19 protein-coding genes are annotated in these 20,912 nt (G+C 59.4%); 12 read left to right on the forward strand and 7 right to left on the reverse strand.

All coding sequences use genetic code 11. The annotated features are described in order from the left end of the window. Positions 1 to 11: 11 nt before the first annotated feature. From V6N02_RS00280 to V6N02_RS00300, 5 genes are all read right to left on the reverse strand, one after another. On the reverse strand, positions 12 to 674 hold the full coding sequence (locus V6N02_RS00280; protein WP_371223125.1) for a TetR family transcriptional regulator C-terminal domain-containing protein: 663 nt from the start codon (positions 672 to 674) through the stop codon (positions 12 to 14). A gap of 60 nt (positions 675 to 734) precedes the next feature. After that, positions 735 to 1,829 carry an ABC transporter ATP-binding protein gene (locus V6N02_RS00285; RefSeq protein WP_371223127.1) on the reverse strand — a complete coding sequence of 365 codons (1,095 nt, stop codon included), beginning with the start codon at positions 1,827 to 1,829 and terminating at the stop codon, positions 735 to 737. A gap of 2 nt (positions 1,830 to 1,831) precedes the next feature. After that, positions 1,832 to 2,647, reverse strand: a complete 816-nt coding sequence (locus V6N02_RS00290; protein WP_371223129.1) for an ABC transporter permease — start codon at positions 2,645 to 2,647, stop codon at positions 1,832 to 1,834. After that, a complete protein-coding gene (locus tag V6N02_RS00295; protein WP_371223131.1) occupies positions 2,647 to 3,579 on the reverse strand; it encodes an ABC transporter permease in 933 nt (310 codons plus the stop codon). The genes V6N02_RS00290 and V6N02_RS00295 overlap by 1 nt, the downstream gene beginning before the upstream one ends. A 114-nt stretch (positions 3,580 to 3,693) precedes the next feature. Further along, positions 3,694 to 4,818: an ABC transporter substrate-binding protein gene (locus V6N02_RS00300; RefSeq protein WP_371223133.1), complete on the reverse strand. Its 1,125-nt coding sequence runs from the start codon at positions 4,816 to 4,818 to the stop codon at positions 3,694 to 3,696. A 350-nt stretch (positions 4,819 to 5,168) separates the two neighbouring features. Here V6N02_RS00300 and V6N02_RS00305 point away from each other — a divergent pair, with 350 nt between their 5' ends. The 11 genes from V6N02_RS00305 (at position 5,169) to V6N02_RS00355 (ending at position 18,123) form a co-directional block, all read left to right on the forward strand. Continuing rightward, on the forward strand, positions 5,169 to 6,029 hold the full coding sequence (locus V6N02_RS00305; protein WP_371223135.1) for an FAD binding domain-containing protein: 861 nt from the start codon (positions 5,169 to 5,171) through the stop codon (positions 6,027 to 6,029). After that, positions 6,026 to 6,505: a (2Fe-2S)-binding protein gene (locus V6N02_RS00310; protein WP_371223137.1), complete on the forward strand. Its 480-nt coding sequence runs from the start codon at positions 6,026 to 6,028 to the stop codon at positions 6,503 to 6,505. Before V6N02_RS00305 ends, V6N02_RS00310 begins: the two co-directional genes overlap by 4 nt. After that, positions 6,505 to 8,757, forward strand: coding sequence for a xanthine dehydrogenase family protein molybdopterin-binding subunit (locus V6N02_RS00315; protein ID WP_371223139.1), 2,253 nt, complete (start codon positions 6,505 to 6,507; stop codon positions 8,755 to 8,757). Before V6N02_RS00310 ends, V6N02_RS00315 begins: the two co-directional genes overlap by 1 nt. A 3-nt stretch (positions 8,758 to 8,760) precedes the next feature. Further along, entirely contained in the window at positions 8,761 to 9,006 is a 246-nt protein-coding gene (locus tag V6N02_RS00320) for a MoaD/ThiS family protein (RefSeq protein ID WP_371223141.1), read from the forward strand. A gap of 521 nt (positions 9,007 to 9,527) precedes the next feature. Further along, positions 9,528 to 11,468, forward strand: coding sequence for an acetate--CoA ligase (acs, locus tag V6N02_RS00325; protein ID WP_371223143.1), 1,941 nt, complete (start codon positions 9,528 to 9,530; stop codon positions 11,466 to 11,468). Further along, positions 11,468 to 12,154, forward strand: a complete 687-nt coding sequence (locus V6N02_RS00330; RefSeq protein WP_371224551.1) for an adenylate kinase — start codon at positions 11,468 to 11,470, stop codon at positions 12,152 to 12,154. Before acs ends, V6N02_RS00330 begins: the two co-directional genes overlap by 1 nt. 62 nt (positions 12,155 to 12,216) lie before the next feature. Then, a complete protein-coding gene (locus V6N02_RS00335) occupies positions 12,217 to 12,477 on the forward strand; it encodes a DUF4212 domain-containing protein (RefSeq protein WP_371223145.1) in 261 nt (86 codons plus the stop codon). 4 nt (positions 12,478 to 12,481) lie between these two features. Next, positions 12,482 to 14,266, forward strand: coding sequence for a sodium:solute symporter family protein (locus V6N02_RS00340; RefSeq protein ID WP_371223147.1), 1,785 nt, complete (start codon positions 12,482 to 12,484; stop codon positions 14,264 to 14,266). Between the two features lie 99 nt (positions 14,267 to 14,365). Next, the gene (locus V6N02_RS00345; protein ID WP_371223149.1) at positions 14,366 to 16,186 is read left to right on the forward strand and encodes a DUF294 nucleotidyltransferase-like domain-containing protein; all 1,821 of its coding nucleotides are present in this window, start codon (positions 14,366 to 14,368) and stop codon (positions 16,184 to 16,186) included. A gap of 4 nt (positions 16,187 to 16,190) precedes the next feature. Then, positions 16,191 to 16,709 carry a hypothetical protein gene (locus V6N02_RS00350; RefSeq protein ID WP_371223151.1) on the forward strand — a complete coding sequence of 173 codons (519 nt, stop codon included), beginning with the start codon at positions 16,191 to 16,193 and terminating at the stop codon, positions 16,707 to 16,709. A 1-nt stretch (position 16,710) separates the two neighbouring features. Further along, complete coding sequence (locus V6N02_RS00355) at positions 16,711 to 18,123, forward strand: exonuclease domain-containing protein (RefSeq protein ID WP_371223153.1); 1,413 nt, start codon at positions 16,711 to 16,713, stop codon at positions 18,121 to 18,123. A 46-nt stretch (positions 18,124 to 18,169) separates the two neighbouring features. On the opposite strand, the gene V6N02_RS00360 is transcribed toward V6N02_RS00355, so the two are convergent. Next, complete coding sequence (locus V6N02_RS00360; protein WP_371223155.1) at positions 18,170 to 19,405, reverse strand: urate hydroxylase PuuD; 1,236 nt, start codon at positions 19,403 to 19,405, stop codon at positions 18,170 to 18,172. 98 nt (positions 19,406 to 19,503) lie between these two features. Here V6N02_RS00360 and V6N02_RS00365 point away from each other — a divergent pair, with 98 nt between their 5' ends. After that, on the forward strand, positions 19,504 to 20,415 hold the full coding sequence (locus V6N02_RS00365; protein WP_371223157.1) for a LysR family transcriptional regulator: 912 nt from the start codon (positions 19,504 to 19,506) through the stop codon (positions 20,413 to 20,415). Here V6N02_RS00365 and uraH read toward each other — a convergent pair. Next, positions 20,412 to 20,765: a hydroxyisourate hydrolase gene (gene uraH / locus V6N02_RS00370; protein ID WP_371223159.1), complete on the reverse strand. Its 354-nt coding sequence runs from the start codon at positions 20,763 to 20,765 to the stop codon at positions 20,412 to 20,414. The two genes, V6N02_RS00365 and uraH, sit on opposite strands and share 4 nt — an antisense overlap. Positions 20,766 to 20,912 lie beyond the last annotated feature (147 nt).

A 20,912-nucleotide genomic window follows, 5' to 3' on the forward strand; every position in this document is an offset into this window, starting at 1 on the left:
GGCGTTAGTTGCTACAGGCGGGCAACCGGGAGAAAATGTTCAGGGAAGAACCCCGCCAATACGCCGCAAACACGCTGAATAGCAGTTTCGCGATTGAAATCATCAGGATAGAGCAGGATGTTCAGGCAAAAACCGTCTGACAATCCCTCGATTGTGTTCGTGATGTCCGCAGGGTCCAACCCGGCATAACCGCCATCTGCGATCACTTCGCGACAGATGTTGGTTGTCGCCTGCCAGCGCTCGTCGTCGATATCGGCCATGATTTGCCGGTAAGCGGCACGATTGGCGGCCTCGCCGTAGAAATTGTACCACACGGTCAGTTTCTTACGGTTGCAGATCCTCGGATCGAAATGCGCTTCGATAATCGCCATCAGCTTGTCTTTCGGGCTGAGCGAGGCCTCTCTTATGCCCTCGCTCCAAAGGTTGCGATGTTCTTCGGCCAGATAACGCAGGGTTTCGCCAAAAAGCGTGTCTTTATTTTGAAAATGAAAGTTGACGATGCCCATCGACAGCCCGGCGATTCCGGTCACGGTTTTCATCGTTGTCCCTGAAATGCCATGCTTGGCGATCGACTCGATTGTGGCCTCGATCAACTGCAGGCGCCGCGTCTCCTTCGGAGCGGTGCGCGGGGGCAGTTTTTGCTCCCCTTGCGCCTTGGTATTGAGGTCAGGCATCTGTCTTTGCTTTCAGTTGTTAAGGCATCATGCCCGCTTTAGCGGGCCTTTCGCGGATCTTCAGCGGCGCAGCACGACCAACGCGTCATTTTCCCATTGCAGCCAGACAGGGCTGTCCATGGCAAAGGGCTGTGCCCCGGGGCGGTCATTCTGGGATGAGACCGCAATATGGCCCTCCACCCCGTCCATACCCACCTGGAAATGGCTGCGTTCGCCCAGATAGGCCATGTTCTCGACCTTGCCCTGCGCCGTATAGGTCGCGCCTTCCGGGCGCTCGGTTGTCAGCTTCAGCTTTTCGGGCCGGATCGCCACCTGAACCTTATCGCCGGTCTGGAACGGACCATTCCGGGTGTTGGCCGCGACCGTGCCGATGCCTTGCGCCTCGATGGTCAGGTCGGCCCCCTTATGCTCTTTGACGACACCGTCGAAGAAATTCATCGTCCCAATGAAGGATGCGACATCGCGCGAGTTGGGCGATTCATAGAGGCCACCGGGGGAGTCCAGCTGCATCACCCGGCCATTGGCCATGACTGCAATGCGATCCGACAGGGTCATCGCCTCTTCCTGATCGTGGGTCACGAAGACGAAGGTAATGCCCACGGCCCGTTGCAGCGCGCGCAATTCCAGCTGCATCTGTTCGCGCAGCTGCTTGTCCAGCGCGCCCAGCGGCTCGTCCAGCAGCAGCACCTTGGGTTTCAGGATCAGTGCGCGGGCCAGGGCGATCCGTTGGCGCTGACCACCGGACAGCTGATTGGCCTTGCGATCCCCGTAATCGGGCAACGAGATCAGATCGAGCATCTCGTCGACCATCTTGTTGACCTCAGTTTTGGGCAATTTGCGCTTGCGCAGCCCATAGGCGATGTTGTCGCGCACGTTGAGATGCGGGAAAATCGCATAGCTTTGGAAGACCATGTTTACGGGGCGCATATGCGGCGGCACCTCTGACATCGGCTGACCGTCGATATAGATCTCGCCTGATGTCGGGCTTTCAAACCCGGCCAGCATCCGCAGCAAGGTGGTCTTGCCGCAGCCCGAAGCGCCAAGCAGAGAAAAGAACTCGCCATGGCCAATATCCATCGTGATGTTCTCGATGGCCTGAAACGATCCAAAGTATTTCTGGACGTCGCGGATGGAGATGAAATCGTCGTGGCTCATTGTTATTTTCCACCTTCAATAGAGGAGATGCTGGCATCGCGGTTGATCCACTGGCCGAAGAACACGATGATGAACGATGCGGCGATGATCATCGAGGACAGGGCCAGAACAGAGGGGAATTCCTGCGGGAAGCGCAGTTGGCCCCAGATGTACATTGGCAGGGTGGCTTCGGTTCCATTGAGGAAGAACGCCAGGATGAATTCATCGAACGAGACGGTAAAGCACAGCAGAAGGCTTGCCACGACGCCCGGGAAAATCATCGGCAGGGTGACCCGCCAGAATGTCCACCACGCGTTTTCACCAAGATCGGCGCTGGCTTCTTCGATGGAGGCATCGAAGCCTTCAAAGCGCGGCAGCAGCACCGCAATGGCGAAGGGAATGCAGATGATCAGGTGACCAATGGTCACGGTGTAGAGCGAGAGCGGGATGCCGATGGAGGTCATCAGCACCAGCAGGGCCACGCCGAAAATGATCAGCGGCACCACCAGCGGCAACATGATGAAAGTCACGATCGGTCCCTTGCCGCGGAAGCGGTACCGCGTGATCGCCTTGGCCCCGAAGATACCCAGAGCGGTGGCGATGATCGAGGCTGTGATCCCGACCTTGAAGCTGTTCATCAGCGCGGCCCAGACCGCCTCACGGCCCATCAACTCGCGATACCACTGCAGCGTGAATCCCTCCATCGGGAAGCGCACATAGATGCTGTCATTGAAGCTGAAGAGCGGCAGGAACAGAACCGGCACATAGAGGAAGATCAGAAAGATGATCGCATAGAGCTGCAGCGGGCGGTTTGGTTTGTTGATATACGAGTCTGACATCAGGTGATCCGCTTTCTGACAAAGAAGGTGACCAGGATGAAGGCCACGGAAATGGCCGCGATGGTGAGCATCAGGACGATTGAGAGGGCGGCTCCCATGGGCCAGTTGTTGACCGGGCCGAACTGTGCCTGAATGAGGTTGCCGATCATCATGCCATCAGGCCCACCCAGCAGCGCCGGGGTGATATAGTCGCCCGTGGTCGGGATGAAGATCAGGATCGAGGCGGAGATCACACCGGGCATCGACAGCGGAAAGGTGATGCGGAAGAACCGGCGCACCGGCCCGTCGCCCAGATCGGTTGCGGCCTCTAGCAGCGATTTGTCGATCTTTTCCAGCGAAACGTAAAGCGGCAGGATCGCAAAGGCCGCCCAGGCATGGGCCAGCGTAATGATCACCGCCGAAGGGCTGTAGAGCAGAAACTCCAGAGGGGCTTCGATCCACCCCGCCCATATCAGCCCGGAATTGATCACGCCCTCATAGCCCAGCACAACCTTCCACGCGAAGACGCGCAGCAGATAGGAGGTCCAGAAAGGAAGTGTCATCAGCACGATCCACATCATCTTGTTGCGATGGACGTGGAAGGCGACGTAATAGGCCATCGGATAACACAGGATCACGGTGGCGACTGTGGCAATCGTGGAAATCCACAGCGAGCGCCACAAGAGCGCCAGATAGATCGGACGTTCGGCGATCTGCTCGTAATTATGAGTGGTCAGTTCGCGGTTGAAGTCGAACCCGGCTGTTGTCCAGAAGCTCATCACCACCAGAATGGCGAAAGGGACTAGGATTGCGATTCCGAGGAATATCAGCGCCGGCGACAAGAGCGTGTAGCCGCGAAAAGACTCGGACTTGTGCAATTGGCGCTGAAACCAATTCACGCGTGGCGGAGTGGAGGGGCTGCTGGACGGAGCTACTGCGGTTTGATCGGCCATGAACTATGCTCGGGAAAAACCCCGATCCTTCCTTTGGAATGCCTTTCGGCGAAACGTGTTCTTGATGGCAATGTGGCCGCCCCGCCCGAAGGGGCAGGGCGGTAAAGGGACGGATCAGAAGCCGGCTTTGATTTCCTCAAACATGCCGTTCATCTTGGTTTCCCATTCCTGCGACTGAGGTTGTTGGAAATGCCCGGCGTTGAGGATTTTCAATGGGTCGGAACTGAGGCCGATACCGGCGAGCATTTCTTCGTCGAACCCTTCGAACGACTTGGCATTGGAATGGCCATAGCCGTAATCATTGATCATGAACTTGCCGGTTTCCACGGAAAGCAGGCTGTCGATCACGTCATAGGCGCGGTCCAGATTGGGCGCGTCCTTGTGGATCATCAGGCCGCAGACCCAGGTCAGCGCGCCTTCTTTGGGCTGCGCAAACGCAACCGGAACACCTTCGGATTTCAACAGGGCAGCCGAGCTGTTCCATGTCATGGCCGCGACCATCTCGCCAGATGCAAGCGCCTGTTCCAGCGTTGTGGTGTCGTCGGTATAGGTGCGCAACAGCGGACGCTGTTCACGCATGACGGCCGCGATTTTTTCAAATGCCTCGTCGGTGTTCAGCTCATCAAAGGAAACACCGGCCTTGATCGCGCCGATCCACCAGGCATCGGCCCCGGCGGCCAGGCTGCCAAGGCGGCCCGCATAGCGCTGATCCCACAGCATATCCCAGCTTTCTTCGCCTTCCAGCTCGAACAGGTCGGTCCGGTAGGTGATCGACGTTTGACCCCAGTCAAACGGCATCATGTTCAACTTGCCTTCGCCAGCGTCGTTGCCGGGCAGGTCAGTCAATGCTGGCATCACGTCGCCGGCATGCGCCAGACGCCCGGTGTCGATTGGTTGGAAGAAACCTGAATTCACCCAGCGCGGCAGCGCTTGGTTGCATGGATGGGATACGTCGACGACAAAACCGCCGCGAATTTTCGTGAGTGCCTCTTCCGAGGCTCCAAAGATCGAGAAGTTCGGTAGTTCACCGTTCTTCTCCTGATATTCGCCGAACAGTTCGGGGATGTCATAGCCACCCCAAGTGAAATAGGTCGCCTGATCACCTTCGGCGGCCATCGCCTTGCGCGTCGCGCCCGGAACCGTGGCCACGGCAACGCCTGCCGCCAGAAGTGAACGCGTAAATGCGCGTCGGCTCATCTTGCCTTCGCGCATTGATCCTAGTTGGTCGAGTACATCCATTCTTATCGTCTCCCTGTTGATGCCAGATCGCTATGATCTGGCTGGATATTTTGCCCTCTTCCGCCGGTTGAATGTGCTGCAGGTTAAGGTTGCAACCACTTATTCCCGGTCATTTTTCTTCAAAAGGGTCTTTCAAACTCTAGTGTGATTGAACAATCATTCAATGAATGTATTGATTTCTGGAACGAGTCAATCCACTTTGTCACGATAGCCACCGGAGCCTGCAGATCAAGTACCCCGATTGGGGGCTGTAACCCGGCGCCGGAGGGGGAGATAAGAAAATACATTGATCTCTGTCACGGCTTGCAGCAAGCCTTGCTCAGATAGTCCTGGGAGTATGGAAAGCCATCATGCAATATGTAGCCCCTCAGTCAGTGGAAGAGGCCGTGGCCCTTCTTGCTGATCAGCCCGATGCCAAGGTCCTGGCAGGCGGCACCGACCTTCTTGTTCGGATGCGCTCGGATATGGCGGATCCCGAAACGATTGTGGATATCAAGCGCATCGATGAAATGCGCCAGATCACGCAGGAAGACGGCGGCTGGCGCATCGGCGCTGCTGTCTCTGGCGCCGAGCTGAGCGAGAACTCGGGGTTGGTTGCTGACTGGCCCGGTGTGGTCGAAGGCACGAACCTGATCGGATCCACCCAGATTCAGGGTCGCTGCACCATGGTCGGTAACCTGTGCAACGCCTCGCCCGCTGCCGACAGCGTACCTGCAATGGTTGCTGCCGGAGCCACCGCCCGCGTCGTCGGGCCGAATGGAACCCGCGATGTCCCGGTCGAGGATATCCCCGTTGCACCGGGCAAAACCTCGCTGGGCAAGGGCGAGCTGGTTGCCTCGATCTTCCTGCCGGCGCGCCCCGCGCGCTCGTCCGATGCCTATCTGCGGTTCATTCCGCGCACCGAAATGGACATTGCCGTGGTTGGCTGCGGTGTCTCGCTGACGCTGGATGAGGCTGGCACCTGCACCGACGCGCGTGTCTCACTTGGTGCGGTGGCTGCCACTGTTTTGCTGGTGGAGGAGGCCGCGCAGGCCATCATCGGCACCAAGCTGGACGAGCCGGCGATGGAGGCCCTTGCCGCTGCCGCCTCGGCCGCTGCCAAACCCATCTCCGACAAACGCGGCACGGTCGAGTTCCGCGTGCATGTCGCCGGAGTGTTGGCCCGCCGGGCCGCCGAAATAGCCAAAAAGCGCGCAGGAGGTGCGTCATGAGCCAGGTTCACGTCACAACAACCATCAACGGCGATCCCACCGAATTCCTGTGCGAGCCCGATGAAACCCTGCTGGACGTTCTGCGTGACCGTCTTGGCATGACCGGCTCGAAAGAGGGCTGTGGCACCGGCGATTGCGGGGCCTGTTCGGTCACCGTGAATGGCCGTCTGGTCTGCTCCTGTCTTGTGCTAGGGGCCGAGGCGGAAGGTGCCGAGGTGGCCACGATCGAAGGCATGTCGGATGGCGAAAACCTGCACCCGCTGCAGCGCAAGTTCATCGAACACGCCGCCCTGCAATGCGGCATCTGCACCCCGGGCCTTCTGGTGGCGGCCAAGTCATTGCTGGAACACCACCCCGACCCGACCGAGGAGGAGGCCCGCTATTGGCTGGCTGGAAACCTGTGCCGCTGCACGGGCTATGATAAAATCATTCGCGCTGTGATGGATGCAGCCGAAGAAATGCGGGAGGCATCGTAATGGCCCTGGATAGCAAATCAGACACCCAGACCCGTGACTTCAAGGTTGTCGGCACCCGCCCCAACCGCCCTGACGGGATTGACAAGGTCACTGGCCGCGCACGGTTTGGTGCGGATATCACAGCACCGGGCATGCTGATTGGCCGCGTATTGCGCAGCCCCCATGCCCATGCGCGGATCGTCTCGATCGACACATCCGAAGCCGAGGCTTTGGCCGGTGTTCGCGCGGTGGTGACCAGTGCCGATTTCAACCCGATTGAGGACGATGATTTCACCGCCGATATCCTTGATAACTGCATGGCGCGTGAAAAGGCGCTCTATGACGGGCATGCTGTCGCTGCGGTTGCCGCCTCGTCCGAGGCGATTGCCAAACGCGCCCTCAAGCTGATCAAGGTGGACTATGAAGTGCTGCCGCATGTGACGGATGTGGATGAGGCGATCACCGCCGACGCTCCTGTCCTGCATGAAGGGCGGACCGATGAAACGGTGCCTGCGGGCATGTCGCCCAACGTGATCTCGCGGTTCGAGTTTGGTCACGGCGATATCGAGGCCGGGCTGGCCAAAGCGGACAAGGTTCTGGAACGCTCTTACAAAACCGAAGCCACCCACCAGGGCTATATCGAACCCCATGCCTGCATGGCCTCGATGGGTCCGGATGGGCAGGCCGATCTGTGGTGCTGCACCCAAGGTCATTACATGGTGCGCAACACCTGCGCCGCGATTTTCGGGATGGAGCAGGGCCAATTGCGCGTCACCGCTTCGGAGATTGGTGGCGGCTTTGGCGGCAAAACCACAGTGTTCCTTGAACCCGTCGCATTGGCCCTGTCCAAGAAATCAGGCCGCCCGGTCAAAATGGTGATGAGCCGGTCCGAAGTGCTGCGGGCCACCGGGCCTACAGCTTCGTCTTCTGTCGATGTGCGCATTGGCATGACCAAGGATGGCCGCATCACCGGCGCGATGGCCGAACTGCGCTATCAAGGCGGGGCCTATCCCGGCTCGCCCGTCGAGTTCGGCTCGATGTCGGCCTTTGCGCCCTATGATCTGGAGCATGTCAAAACCGTTGGCTGGGACATTGTCACCAACCGTCCCAAACAGGCCGCGTACCGTGCACCGGGCGCGCCGATGGCCGCCTTCGCCGTGGAGTCGGCGATTGATGAGTTGGCCAAGGGCTTCGGCCTCGATCCTCTGGAAGTGCGCCTGAAAAACGCTGCACGCGAGGGCACGAAATCCTCCTACGGCGTGACCTATCCGGCGATTGGCCTTGAGGCGACACTGCGCAAAGCCAAGGACCATCCGCACTGGACAGCGCCGCTTGGTCCTAATCAGGGTCGCGGCGTGGCGTGTGGGTTCTGGTTCAACTTTGGCGGGGACACCTGCGTGTCGCTGAACATCACGCCCGATGGCACGGTCACCGTGTCTGAAGGCAATCCCGATATTGGTGGTTCTCGTGCGTCCATGTCGATGATGGCCGCCGAAGAGCTGGGCATCCCGTATGAGAAGGTGCGCACCATCGTGGCCGACACCGGCAGCCTTGGTCAGAACGAGGTCACCGATGGCTCCCGTGTGACCTTTGCCGTGGGCCTTGCCACCATTGAAGCCGCCCGCGCTGCCAAGCGTGAGATGTGCAAGCGCGCCGCCATGGTTTGGGGCATTGATGAAGAGGCCGTGATTTGGGAAGACGGTGCCGCCAAACCGGCGGGCCCCAACGCGGGCGATCACCCGCCAATGACCCTGGCCGAAATCGCCGCGACAGCTTCAAACACCGGCGGGCCGATTGCGGGCCATCACGAGGCCAATCCCGAAGGGGCAGGGGTCTCGTTCGCCACGCATATGGTGGATACCGAGGTGGACCCCGACACCGGTGCGGTGAAAATCCTGCGCTATACCGTGTTTCAGGATGCTGGCAAGGCGGTACACCCGGCCTATGTGGAAGGTCAGTTTCAGGGCGGGGCCGTGCAAGGCATCGGCTGGGCGCTGAACGAGGAATATATCTATGGCGAGGACGGCGTGTTGCAAAACGCAGGCTTCCTGGATTACCGCATTCCCGTCGCGTCAGACCTGCCGATGATCGACACGGTGATCCTGGAAATCCCGAACCCGGGCCACCCTTACGGAGTGCGTGGCGTGGGTGAAACCTCGATCGTTCCGCCCCTGGCGGCGATTGCCAACTCGGTCTCGGAATCCGCCGGTGTGCGCATGGCCCAGCTGCCGATGTCACCGCCCAAGGTTCTGGCGGCGATGCAGTCGAAATAAGCCATGGTGCAGGTGCGCATCTGGGGCTCGCTTGCGGCCGCGACCGAGGATAAAACCGAGGTCGAGATCGAGGCGAGTACCCTGCGCGAACTGCTGGATGGATTGTCGGAGAAATATCCGGCAATCCGCCCTCAGCTGAAAAGGGGTGTGTCCGTCGCCATCGACGGACGCATCTATAACGACAGCTGGTTCCAGCCAATCAAACCGGATAGCGAGGTTGTCTTGCTGGCGCGATTGAAGGGCGGGTAAGGGGATCGATAGTAGATCGGTCTACAGACCTCGCGATTGGCTGGCAATTCGCTTTGGCGAGCAGCTGGGCGCGGCGTTGGGCCCTGAGCCAAAGCCGGACCCCCCCACACATCTGTGCCAGATGGTTCCGTGCATGCCAACTAAGGTCGCCGACTGACACCTCGCCAAAGCTCGGGTTACGGGGTGCGATTCGCGGTATAAGTGTGTTGGCACCACCCCTCTGACACCGTGCCGAAGAACTGGAAATCCTCAATACAGCCTCTATATTGTATGCATTGGTATGCCGAAATGGGGTGCCAAGGATCATCACGCCAAAGTTACCCTACGGAAATCATTGGAAGAAATTCCAGATTGTAAAATAATTTACATTTTTCTGATGATTTTGATTGATAAATTCACAAAAAAATTCACCAAAGACAATAGATTACTCGAAAATCTACAGAATTGTGTATTTTCCGGCGTCAAGCACCGATCTACCCAGTTTTGGGGATCAAAGTTCGTGCAGCGTGAGGAGGACGCCAATGAACACCGAGGATTCGACAACACCCAAGCCACATGTCAGCGCCCGCGACTACACGCAGATGTACAGCGCATCGGTGAATGACCCGGATGCTTTCTGGGGCGAGCATGGCAAGCGGATCGACTGGATCAAGCCGTTCACCAAGATCAAGAACACCTCGTTCGAGCCCGGCAAGATCGATATCCGCTGGTTCGAGGACGGCACCCTGAACGTCTCAGCCAACTGCATTGACCGTCATCTGGAAACCCGTGGCGATCAGACCGCGATCATCTGGGAGCCGGATGACCCGACCAAAGAGGCGGCCCAGCATATCACCTATCGCGACCTCCACGGATCCGTCTGTAAAATGGCCAACGTGTTGCGCTCTTTGGGCGTTGAGAAGGGCGACCGTGTCGTCATCTATCTGCCAATGATCCCCGAGGCCGCTTATGCCATGCTGGCCTGTGCGCGGATCGGAGCCATTCATTCTATCGTTTTTGCCGGTTTCTCCCCGGACGCTCTGGGCGCGCGGATCAATGGTTGTGACGCGAAAGTTGTCATCACCGCTGATCACGCGCCCCGGGGTGGACGAAAAACGCCGCTGAAATCCAACACGGATGCGGCTCTTCTGCATTGCAAGGAAGGTGTGAAATGCCTTGTGGTCAAACGCACCGGCGAACAGACCACATGGACCGAGCACGATTATGATTGCAACGCCATGATGGCCGAGGCATCGGACGAGTGCCCCGTCGAAGAGATGAACGCGGAAGACCCGCTGTTCATCCTCTATACCTCCGGCTCGACCGGGCAACCCAAAGGCGTGGTGCACACGACCGGGGGCTATCTGGTTTATGCATCCATGACCCACGAGATCGTGTTTGATTACCATGAAGGCGATGTTTTCTGGTGCACCGCGGATGTGGGCTGGGTCACGGGCCACAGCTATATTGTCTACGGCCCGCTTGCGAATGGTGCGACGACCGTGATGTTTGAAGGCGTACCGACCTATCCCGATGCGGGCCGTTTCTGGGAAGTCTGCGCCAAGCACAAGGTCAACCAGTTTTACACGGCTCCGACCGCCATTCGCGCCTTGATGGGCGCAGGCAATGACTGGGTTGAAAAGCACGACCTGTCCGACCTGCGGGTGCTGGGTTCCGTTGGGGAGCCGATCAATCCGGAAGCATGGAATTGGTACAACGAGGTTGTCGGCAAGGGCAAATGCCCCATCGTCGACACGTTCTGGCAGACCGAGACTGGCGGTCATATGCTGACCCCGCTGCCCGGTGCGACCGCGTTGAAACCCGGCGCTGCGCAAATTCCTTTCTTTGGCGTGCAGCCTGTCGTGCTGGAGCCCACGAGCGGCGAAGTGATCGAGGGCAATGGCGTCGAAGGCGTTCTGTGCATGAAGGACAGCTGGCCCGGTCAGATGCGCACCGTCTGGGGCGACCATGAACGGTTTGAGAAGACCTACTTCAGCGATTACAAAGGCTACTATTTCTCGGGCGACGGGTGCCGCCGCGATGACGACGGCGATTACTGGATCACGGGCCGCGTGGACGACGTGATCAACGTTTCCGGCCACCGGATGGGCACGGCCGAGGTCGAAAGCGCGCTGGTTGCTCATGTGAAAGTCGCCGAAAGCGCAGTGGTCGGGTATCCGCATGACGTCAAGGGGCAGGGGATCTACGCCTATGTGACCCTGATGAACGGCGAGGAACCTTCGGATGAACTGCGCAAAGAGTTGGAAACCTGGGTGCGTACCGAGATCGGCCCGATTGCCAAGCCCGACTTGATCCAGTGGGCACCCGGCCTGCCGAAAACCCGTTCAGGCAAGATCATGCGCCGCATCCTACGCAAGATTGCCGAGGATGATTTTGGCGCGTTGGGCGACACTTCGACCCTCGCCGATCCGTCGGTGGTGGACGATCTGATCGACAACCGCATGAACCGGAGGGGCGGATGATGGACGCCGCGGTGACACAAACCGACGCTCCGGTCCTGATCCTGCTTGGCCCTCCGGGGGCAGGCAAGGGGACGCAAGCCCGTATGCTTGAAGAGCAACACGGGCTGGTCCAGCTATCAACAGGTGATCTTTTGCGCGCTGCCGTGGCTGCGGGGACCGAGGCCGGGCAACGCGCCAAGGCCGTCATGGAAGCCGGCGATCTGGTCAGTGACGAAATCGTCATTGCGATCCTGCGCGACCGTCTTTGTGACAATGATTGTGCCAAGGGCGTCATCCTCGATGGCTTCCCGCGCACCACGGTTCAGGCCGAGGCTCTGGACGATCTGCTGAAAGGCACCGGCCAAAAGATCAACGCCGCGATCAGCCTTGAGGTCGAGGATGCCGCCATGGTCGAACGCATCTCGGGCCGATTCACCTGTGGCGGGTGTGGGGAAGGCTTTCACGACAGCTTCAAGCCCACGGCCAAGCCGGGCATCTGCGATAAATGCGGATCGACCGACATGAAACGGCGGGCCGATGACAACGCCGAAACCGTGGCGCAGCGTCTGCAGGCCTATCACGCCCAGACCGCGCCGCTGATTGCCTATTACGAGAATGCCGATGCGCTGAGCCGCGTCGACGCGATGGGGGCGATTGACAAGATCGCATCCGATTTAAGCGCTGTTGTGTCCAAGGCCACGGCATAGGGCGCATCAACGCAAGACCCCCCAAACGGGGTCAGAGGGACAGATATTGAGGGAGGAAACCCATGTCTCAAAACGATGAAAATAACGCCTATTGGTCCGCCAATGTGCGTCTCATCCTGATCAGCCTTGCCATTTGGGCACTGGTCTCATTCGGGTTCGGGATCATCCTGCGCCCGCTGCTGTCGGGCATCTCCGTCGGCGGTACCGACCTTGGCTTCTGGTTCGCCCAGCAAGGGTCGATCATCATCTTCCTGATCCTGATCTTCTTCTACGCCTGGCGCATGAACAAGCTCGATCAGGAACACGGCGTGGACGAGGAATAAAGCAATGGATCAGTTTACACTTAACCTGCTGTTTGTGGGTGCATCCTTCGCGCTTTACATCGGCATCGCGGTTTGGGCCCGGGCGGGTTCGACCTCTGAATTCTACGCTGCCGGTCGCGGCGTGCACCCGGTCACCAACGGGATGGCCACCGCTGCCGACTGGATGTCAGCGGCTTCGTTCATCTCGATGGCGGGCCTGATTGCGTTCACCGGTTATGACAACTCGTCCTTCCTGATGGGCTGGACGGGCGGCTATGTGCTTCTGGCTCTGCTGCTGGCACCTTACCTGCGCAAGTTCGGCAAGTTCACCGTATCCGAGTTCATCGGCGATCGGTTCTACTCGCCCACCGCACGTATGGTGGCTGTGATCTGTCTGCTGGTGGCCTCGATTACCTACGTGATTGGTCAGATGCAGGGCGTGGGCATTGCCTTTGGTCGCTTCCTTGAGATTGACGCCTTCTGGGGCCTGCTGATCGGCTCCTGTGTGGTGTTTGCCTATGCCGTGTTCGGCGGCATGAAGGGTGTGACCTACACCCAGGTGGCGCAGTACTGCGTTCTGATCACCGCCTACACGATCCCGGCGGTCTTTATCTCGCTGCAACTGACCGGCAATCCAATCCCGGCGCTGGGTCTGTTCGGTACCGTTGAAAGTGGCGAACCGCTTCTGGCCAAGCTGGATGCTATCGTGACCGACCTTGGCTTCAAGGAATACACAGCCGCGCATGGCTCGACCATCAACATGGTGCTCTTCACCCTGTCGCTGATGATCGGGACCGCGGGTCTGCCCCACGTCATCATGCGCTTCTTCACCGTTCCCAAAGTGTCGGATGCCCGCTGGTCGGCTGGCTGGACGCTGGTGTTCATCGCTTTGCTCTACCTGACAGCGCCTGCTGTGGGGGCCATGGCACGGCTGAACATCTCGGAACTGATGTGGCCCAATGGGACAGATGCCCCTGCGGTCAGCGTTGAACAGATCGAAACCGGTCCGGAATACGCCTGGATGGCCACATGGCAGAAAACCGGCCTTCTGGATTGGGAAGACAAGAACGGCGACGGCAAGATCCAGTACTACAACGACAAGAACGAAGACCTCCAAGCCAAGGCAGCCGAGAACGGCTGGGAAGGCAACGAGCTGACCAAGTTCAATCGTGACATCCTTGTTCTTGCCAACCCCGAGATCGCAAGCCTTCCCGGCTGGGTGATCGGCCTGGTTGCGGCGGGTGGCCTTGCGGCGGCCCTGTCCACGGCGGCGGGTCTGCTTCTGGCGATCTCGTCGGCGGTGAGCCATGACCTGCTCAAAGGTCAGCTGACACCGAACATGTCTGAGAAAAACGAGCTTCTGGCAGCCCGTATCTCGATGGCAGCAGCGATTGTGGTGGCGGTTCTTCTGGGCCTCAATCCACCGGGATTTGCGGCGCAAACCGTGGCCCTGGCCTTCGGACTTGCGGCGGCCTCGATCTTCCCTGCGCTGATGATGGGCATCTTCTCGACCCGCATCAACAACGTAGGCGCGGTGGCAGGTATGCTGGCCGGTCTGGCGGTTACCCTGCTCTACATCTTCCTGCACAAGGGCTGGTTCTTCATCCCGGACACCAATTCGTTCACGGATGCCAACCCGCTGCTGGGCCCGATCAAATCCACCTCGTTCGGTGCGATCGGTGCGATGGTCAACTTCGCGGTGGCCTACGTGGTCTCGGGTATGACCAAAGAGACCCCGCAAGAGATCAAGGATCTTGTGGAAAGTGTACGCATCCCGCGTGGTGCCGGCACTGCAGTGGACGGCCACTAAACAGAACGCCGGGCGCTGTCCCTGCGGCAGCGCCCCGCATTCCACTTTTGTCCCGTCCGCGTCACTGTGGGCGGGACACATCATTAGAAAGTTCTGACTATGCCCCTTCCGGCGGATTTGACCCAGTTCCTTGCCTCGGTACACCCCTATGACAGCCTGCCGGATGCGATGCTTGCGTCCACCGCCGAGGCGTGTGAGGCCAAGACCTTTGCGGTCGGCGAGACGATCTTCACGGTCGGGGATGAGATTTCCAGCCTCTATGTCATCACCGATGGCGAGGTTGAGATTACGGATGAGGCCGACGTTCAACTGTCCATCCTCGGCCCGCGAAACTCCTTCGGAGAACGCGCGCTGCTGCGGGGCGGAATCGCCAGCCGCACGGCTGTAACGGCCAAGGAAGCGACCATGATCGTGGTCCCCTCCGAGGTTCTGTTCGGATTGATCGACGCCCATGCGCCAGCGGCCAAATTCTTTGACCGTCGCCATCCGGGCCGCTCGGACGGCAAGGGCCTCACCACGATGCCGGTCAAGCGGCTGATGACGCGTGACCCGGTGACCTGCACGCCCGAAACCTCCATCCGCGAGGCGGCGGCCCAGATGCACGAGCGTCACATTTCATCCGTGTGCATCAGCGACCCCGAGCAGTTTCGTGGGATCGTCACCTTGCGGGACATGACGGGCCGGGTGATCGTCGAGGGTAAGGATCCGGATGCGCCGGTCTCGTCGATCATGACGGCAGACCCGCTGACGCTGGGGCCAAAGGCTTTGGTAACGGATGTTCTGCACATGATGGTCGAGCGGGGCATCGGGCATGTTCCGATCGTGAAAGGGTCCAGGCTGGTTGGTATCGTCACGCAAACGGATCTGACCCGCGCCCAGGCCCTGTCCTCTGCTGATCTGGTCGGCCGCGTGGCCGAGGCAGCTGACGCCACCGAAATGGCCCGCGCCACGGCCGAGATTCCGCAGCTGCTTGTGCAACTGGTGGAAACCGGCAACCGGCACGAGGTTGTCACCCGGCTGATCACGGATATCGCCGATACCGCAACACGCCGCCTCTTGGCGCTTGCCGAGGAAGACCTTGGCGCGCCGCCAGTGCCTTACCTCTGGCTGGCCTGCGGCAGCCAGGGACGTCAGGAACAGACGGGCGTGTCGGATCAGGACAACTGCCTGATCCTGTCCGACGACGTGCGCGAGGCCGACATGCCCTATTTCGCGAAACTTGCGAAATATGTCAGCGACGGGCTGGATCGCTGCGGGTATTTCTACTGCCCCGGTGACATGATGGCGACCAACCCGCGCTGGTGCCAGCCTCTGCTGGTCTGGCGGGATTACTTCAAAGGCTGGATTGCCAAGCCCGATCCCGAGGCGCAAATGCTGGCCTCGGTGATGTTCGATCTGCGCCCCATCGGCGGGGATGAAAGCCTGTTTGAAAACTTGCAGAAGGACACGCTGAAGGCGGCCTCCAAGAACTCGATCTTCACGGCGCATATGATCTCGAACTCGCTCAAGCACCAGCCACCCCTGGGGCTGTTGCGCGGGCTTGCCACGATCCGCTCGGGCGATCACCGCAATCAGCTTGACCTTAAACATAACGGCGTGGTGCCAGTGGTCGATCTGGGGCGGATTTATACGCTGCAAGGCCGTTTGCGCCCGGTCAACACGCGCGCCCGGCTGGAGGCGGCAATCGAGGCGGGCGTGTTGTCAAAATCCGGCGGCGCCGACCTGTTGGATGCCTACGATGTGATCGCCATCATGCGGCTTGAGCATCAGGCGACCCAGATCAAAACGGGCGAAAAGCCCGGCAACTATCTCGATCCGTCCGTCCTGTCCGATTTCGAGCGCAGCCATCTGCGCGATGCGTTCGTCGTGATCAAGACAATGCAATCGGCTGTGGGATCGGGGAAAGGTGCGTTAGGGTGACATCATGTTTATAGAACTCATCGCCACAGTTTTTGCCGGGATCGCCTGCGCCGGGGTCGCCATGCTGCTGAATATCAGCACAGGCCGACGCCTGCCCAAATGGATCATGCCGGTGGCCGCTGGCTTAGGCATGATCGGCATGACGATTTCCAATGAATACACCTGGTTTGACCGCACGGCCGAGCGTCTGCCCAAAGATGTCGAGATCGCCATGACCGTGGACGAACAAAGCTGGCTCAGACCGTGGACGCAAGTCTGGCCCTACACCAAACGCTTTGTGGCCGTGGACACAGGCACCGCGCGCAGGAATGACAACCTGCCGGATCAACGGCTGGCCGATCTTTACTTCTTTGGCCGATGGTCGCCGGTCAATCAGGCCCCGATGCTGTTTGATTGCAAGGGCGCGCGCTCGGCCTTGCTGATTGACGGGGCCGAATTTGGCGATGACGGCACCGTGGCCAATGCCGACTGGCAAACCATGCCTGACGGCGATCCGATCCTAAAACTCGTGTGCGAGACCTGACATGTTCACCAAACTCAGCCTGCGCTTCCGCATTTTCCTGTTCTTCTGTTTTCTCGCAGTTGCAGGAACGGGGCTGGCTGGGGGGGCGATGGCCTTTGGCTGGTCTCGGGCCGAGATTGATTTGCCGACGGCTCCTTTTGTCACGGCCTTCATCGTCTTCGTCTTCCTGAACACCGGCCTTGCGCTGGGCATCTGGCTTTTGTTCGATGAGAACGTCGCAAAACCGATCAACGCCCTGTCTGCGGGCCTTCGGCTGCGCGCCCATTCCGGTGTTGACAGCGAGGTCAGCACCGACGCTGCGCGCTATCTTGGCGATCTGGCGCCAGCCGCCAACGCATTGAGCCAGACCGTGAACTCATCGGTCATGGATACCGCTGCCAAAGTGGCGCGGGAAACCCAACGTCTGAGGGCCGAAAGCGAACAACTCACCGCCCTTCTGACCGAGATCCCCATCGCCACGATCCTTCTGAACCCCGCGCAGGAGATCGTGCTGTACGATGCGCAGGCCGCAGGCGTTCTGTCACAGATTGCGCCACCCCGTCTGAAAGCGCCTTTGGCGGATTACTTCGACACCGAAGAGGTGCTTGAGGCGATGGAACGTTTGTCGCAAAGCGAAACCGAGGTGTCTTTCAAGCTTTATGATATGACGCGCGAAACCAGTTTCGATGCCCGGTTGAAGGCGCTCAGCGATGATGGTCACATGATCTTTATCGATGCGGATACGGGCCATAGCGAACATATCGCCGCGCGCCCGTTGGTGTTCGACTTCGATCTGATGAACGCGGCAGAGACAAAGGACATCAAGGACACGCCTCTGTCCCGGCTTTGCTTTGTGCCATTTGACACCGAGACAACGGGCCTTTCGGTGGAAAAAGACGACATCGTGCAACTGGGCGCGGTGCGCGTCCTGAACGGCCGCATCGTGGAAGGCGAGGTGCTGAACACCTATGTAAACCCAGGCCGGGCGATCCCGCCAGCCTCCACGAAAATCCATCACGTGACGGATAAGGATGTGGCCGGTGCCCCCGGAATTGGCGAGGTCGGGCAAGCCTTTCATCATTTTGCCCGGGACGCGGTTCTGGTTGCCCATAACGCGCCCTTCGATATCGGTCTGCTGCGCAAGTATCAGGCCGAGATGAAGGTGGAGTGGACCCACCCGGTACTGGATACCGTGCTTCTTTCGGCGGTGGTATTCGGCACCAATGAAGAACACTCTCTGGATGCGCTGTGCGATCGCCTGTCAATCACGATCCCTGCCGAGCTGCGCCATACCGCTCTGGGTGACGCTCAGGCGACTGCCGATGCGTTGGTAAAGCTGCTTCCCTTATTAGAGGGCAAAGGGGTTCACACGTTCGGCCAGTTGATCGAGGAAACCCAGAAGCACAACCGCTTGCTTCTCGACCTGAATGAGTAGGCCATACCTGCGTCGTCTGGCCTGTAGTCGTTAGCCGGATTTCACATCAAAGGGCAGGGCCCTGACGGAACCAGGCAACGATGGCGGCGCGGTTCTCGGCGCTCATGGTGGATATGGCATTGGGTGGCGGCATGGCGTGGCTGACACCTGCTTGCAGGAAGATCGCCTTTGCCTGTCGGGCGACATCGCTTTCGGTCTCCAGAACCACGCCTTTGGGCGGCCAATGCATCCCCTCCCAGGCCGGTTCGCGGGCGTGACACATCGAGCAGTTGCCCAGCACGACGTCATAGGCCTCGTCAAACCCCTCGGCCGAGGCGAATTGTTGTTCGTACCGCGTCAGCTCGCGTGTTTCGGCCTCCTCGTAACTGTCCTGCATGGGAAGGGAAGACAGCCACGCAATAAGGACAAAGATCAGAACCGTCACGCCCCATGTCCAATGCGGGCCGCTGCCGGTGGCATGCAGCGTGTTGAAGTAATGCCGGATCGTGACACCGGTCAGGAAAATCAGGCTGGCGATGATCCAGCTATACTCGGTCGCAAAGGCCAGCGGGTAGTGGTTGCTGAGCATCAGGAATACGACCGGCAGGGTCAGGTAATTGTTATGGGTCGAGCGCAGCTTGGCAATCTTGCCGTATTTCGGATCGGGAGTGCGGCCTTCTTGCAGATCTTTTACCACGATGCGCTGATTGGGCATGATGATGAAGAACACGTTGGCCGTCATGATCGTCGCGGTGAACGCCCCCAGATGCAGCAGGGCGGCGCGACCGGTGAAAATCTGGTGATAGCCCCAGGACATCACCACCAGGATCACGAACAGCAGCAACATCAGCATGGTGGGCGTTTCGCCCAGCTTGGATTTGCACAGGAAGTCATAGCAAATCCAGCCAATGGTCAACGACCCTGCCGAGATCAGGATGCCCTGCCACAGCGCCAGGTCGGCCTTGTTGGGATCAAGCAGGTAAAGCTCGCCCCCGACCCAGTAAAGGATCGCCAGAAGGGCCGCCCCCGACAACCATGTCGCGTAACTTTCCCATTTGAACCAGACAAGATGGCTGGGCATGTTCTCCGGGGCCACGAGGTATTTCTGAATGTGATAGAACCCGCCGCCATGCACCTGCCATTCTTCGCCATGGGCACCGGGGGGCAGATGCGGCGCTTTCCTGAGGCCCAGGTCAAGCGCCACGAAATAGAAGGACGAACCAATCCAGGCAATGGCGGTGATGACATGGAGCCAGCGCACGGCAAACCCCACCCAATCCCACATCACTGCTAAATCATACATTGCTGTTCTCCCTCAGACGTGTTTCAGGCAGACTAGGCGATCCGAGAATGTTCTGCTATTGCAAGAGAATGCCAAGCAGTATCAAAAAAAGCTGAATAATGTCCTATCTCGACAATATCCGGACCTTTGTCCGCGTTTACGAGCTGGGCAGCATGTCCGCCGCCGGGCGCGATCTGCGGATTTCTCCGGCGGTGACCTCGTCGCGCATCTCGCAGCTTGAGGCGCATTTGGGCGTGCGGTTGTTTCAACGCACCACCCGCAGCCTGACACCCACCGAACAAGGGCGCGCCTTCTATAGCGGGGCCTGCGAGGTTCTGGAATCGGTAGAGAGCGCCGAGGCGCAAGTGATTGATATCACGCAACAACCCAAAGGGTCGCTGTATGTGGCGGCACCCCTTGGTGTGGGTCGCCGCCTGATCGCGCCGCATGTCCCGGCGTTCCTGGCGGATTACCCGGATGTCAGCCTGCGTCTGCGTCTGACCGACCGGAAGGTTGACCTGACCAGCGAGGGGCTGGATCTGGCGTTTTTCCTCGGCCAACCCGAAGACAGCAACCTGCGCATCCGCAAGATCGCGGATGTGGAACGCGTCCTTTGTGCGGCCCCGGCCTATGTCGAGGCGCGCGGGATGCCGAAAGAGGGGAAGGACCTGCTCAACGGGGCGCATGAATGCCTGAACCTGCGCTTTCCCGGCGCAACCGAGTTTCAATGGCGGTTGAAAACGCCGAACGGGGTTGAGCGTTTCAAGGTCAGCAGCCGCTATGAATCCGATGATGGCGACGTGCTGACCGATTGGGCACTGGACGGGCAGGGCATTGTCATGAAGCCGCGCTTTGAGGTGGCGGATCACCTTGCCGCGGGGCGGCTGGTGCTGGTGGCGACGCAAACGCCGCCCGAACCCGTTCAGATGGCCTGCCTTTATACCCACCGGCGTGGTCAGGACCCAAAGGCGCGGCTGTTCATGGATTTCGCGGTGGAGCGGATTGCCGCAGCAATCAAAGAGGCGGCCTAGCTGCCCCGATAGGTCGAATACCCAAATGGCGAAAGCAGCAGCGGCACGTGGTAATGCGTGGCCTCGGACATGCCGAACCGCAGCGGGATCACATCCAGAAAGCGCGGGCTTTCAGGCGGCGTGCCAATGGCATCAAGGTAAGCGCCTGCATGGAAGACAAGCTCGTAAACGCCTGTCTCAAAATCCTTTTCCGGCAAGATCTGCTCGTCCGTGCGCCCGTCATCATTGGTCTTGAGCGTCTTCAACAGCACCCGCGCGTCGCCCTCGATCCGGTAAAGATCAATGGTCAGCCCTTCGGCAGGTACACCGCGCGCGGTGTCCAGAACATGCGTTGTCAGATATCCGGCCATCGGGGCCTCCTTGTTACTCCCCTCTCTATAGCGAGGGTGAAGGCCCGTTGGCAAAGGTGTCGAGACGGGAAACACTTTCGCATCCTTTTTGAAAAACACGCCGATTATTTTGGTTTACAAAGGTTTGGAAACAAGAAAGGGCCCTGG

This window comes from Roseovarius conchicola (genome assembly GCF_041403425.1).
Lineage (GTDB): Bacteria > Pseudomonadota > Alphaproteobacteria > Rhodobacterales > Rhodobacteraceae > Roseovarius > Roseovarius conchicola.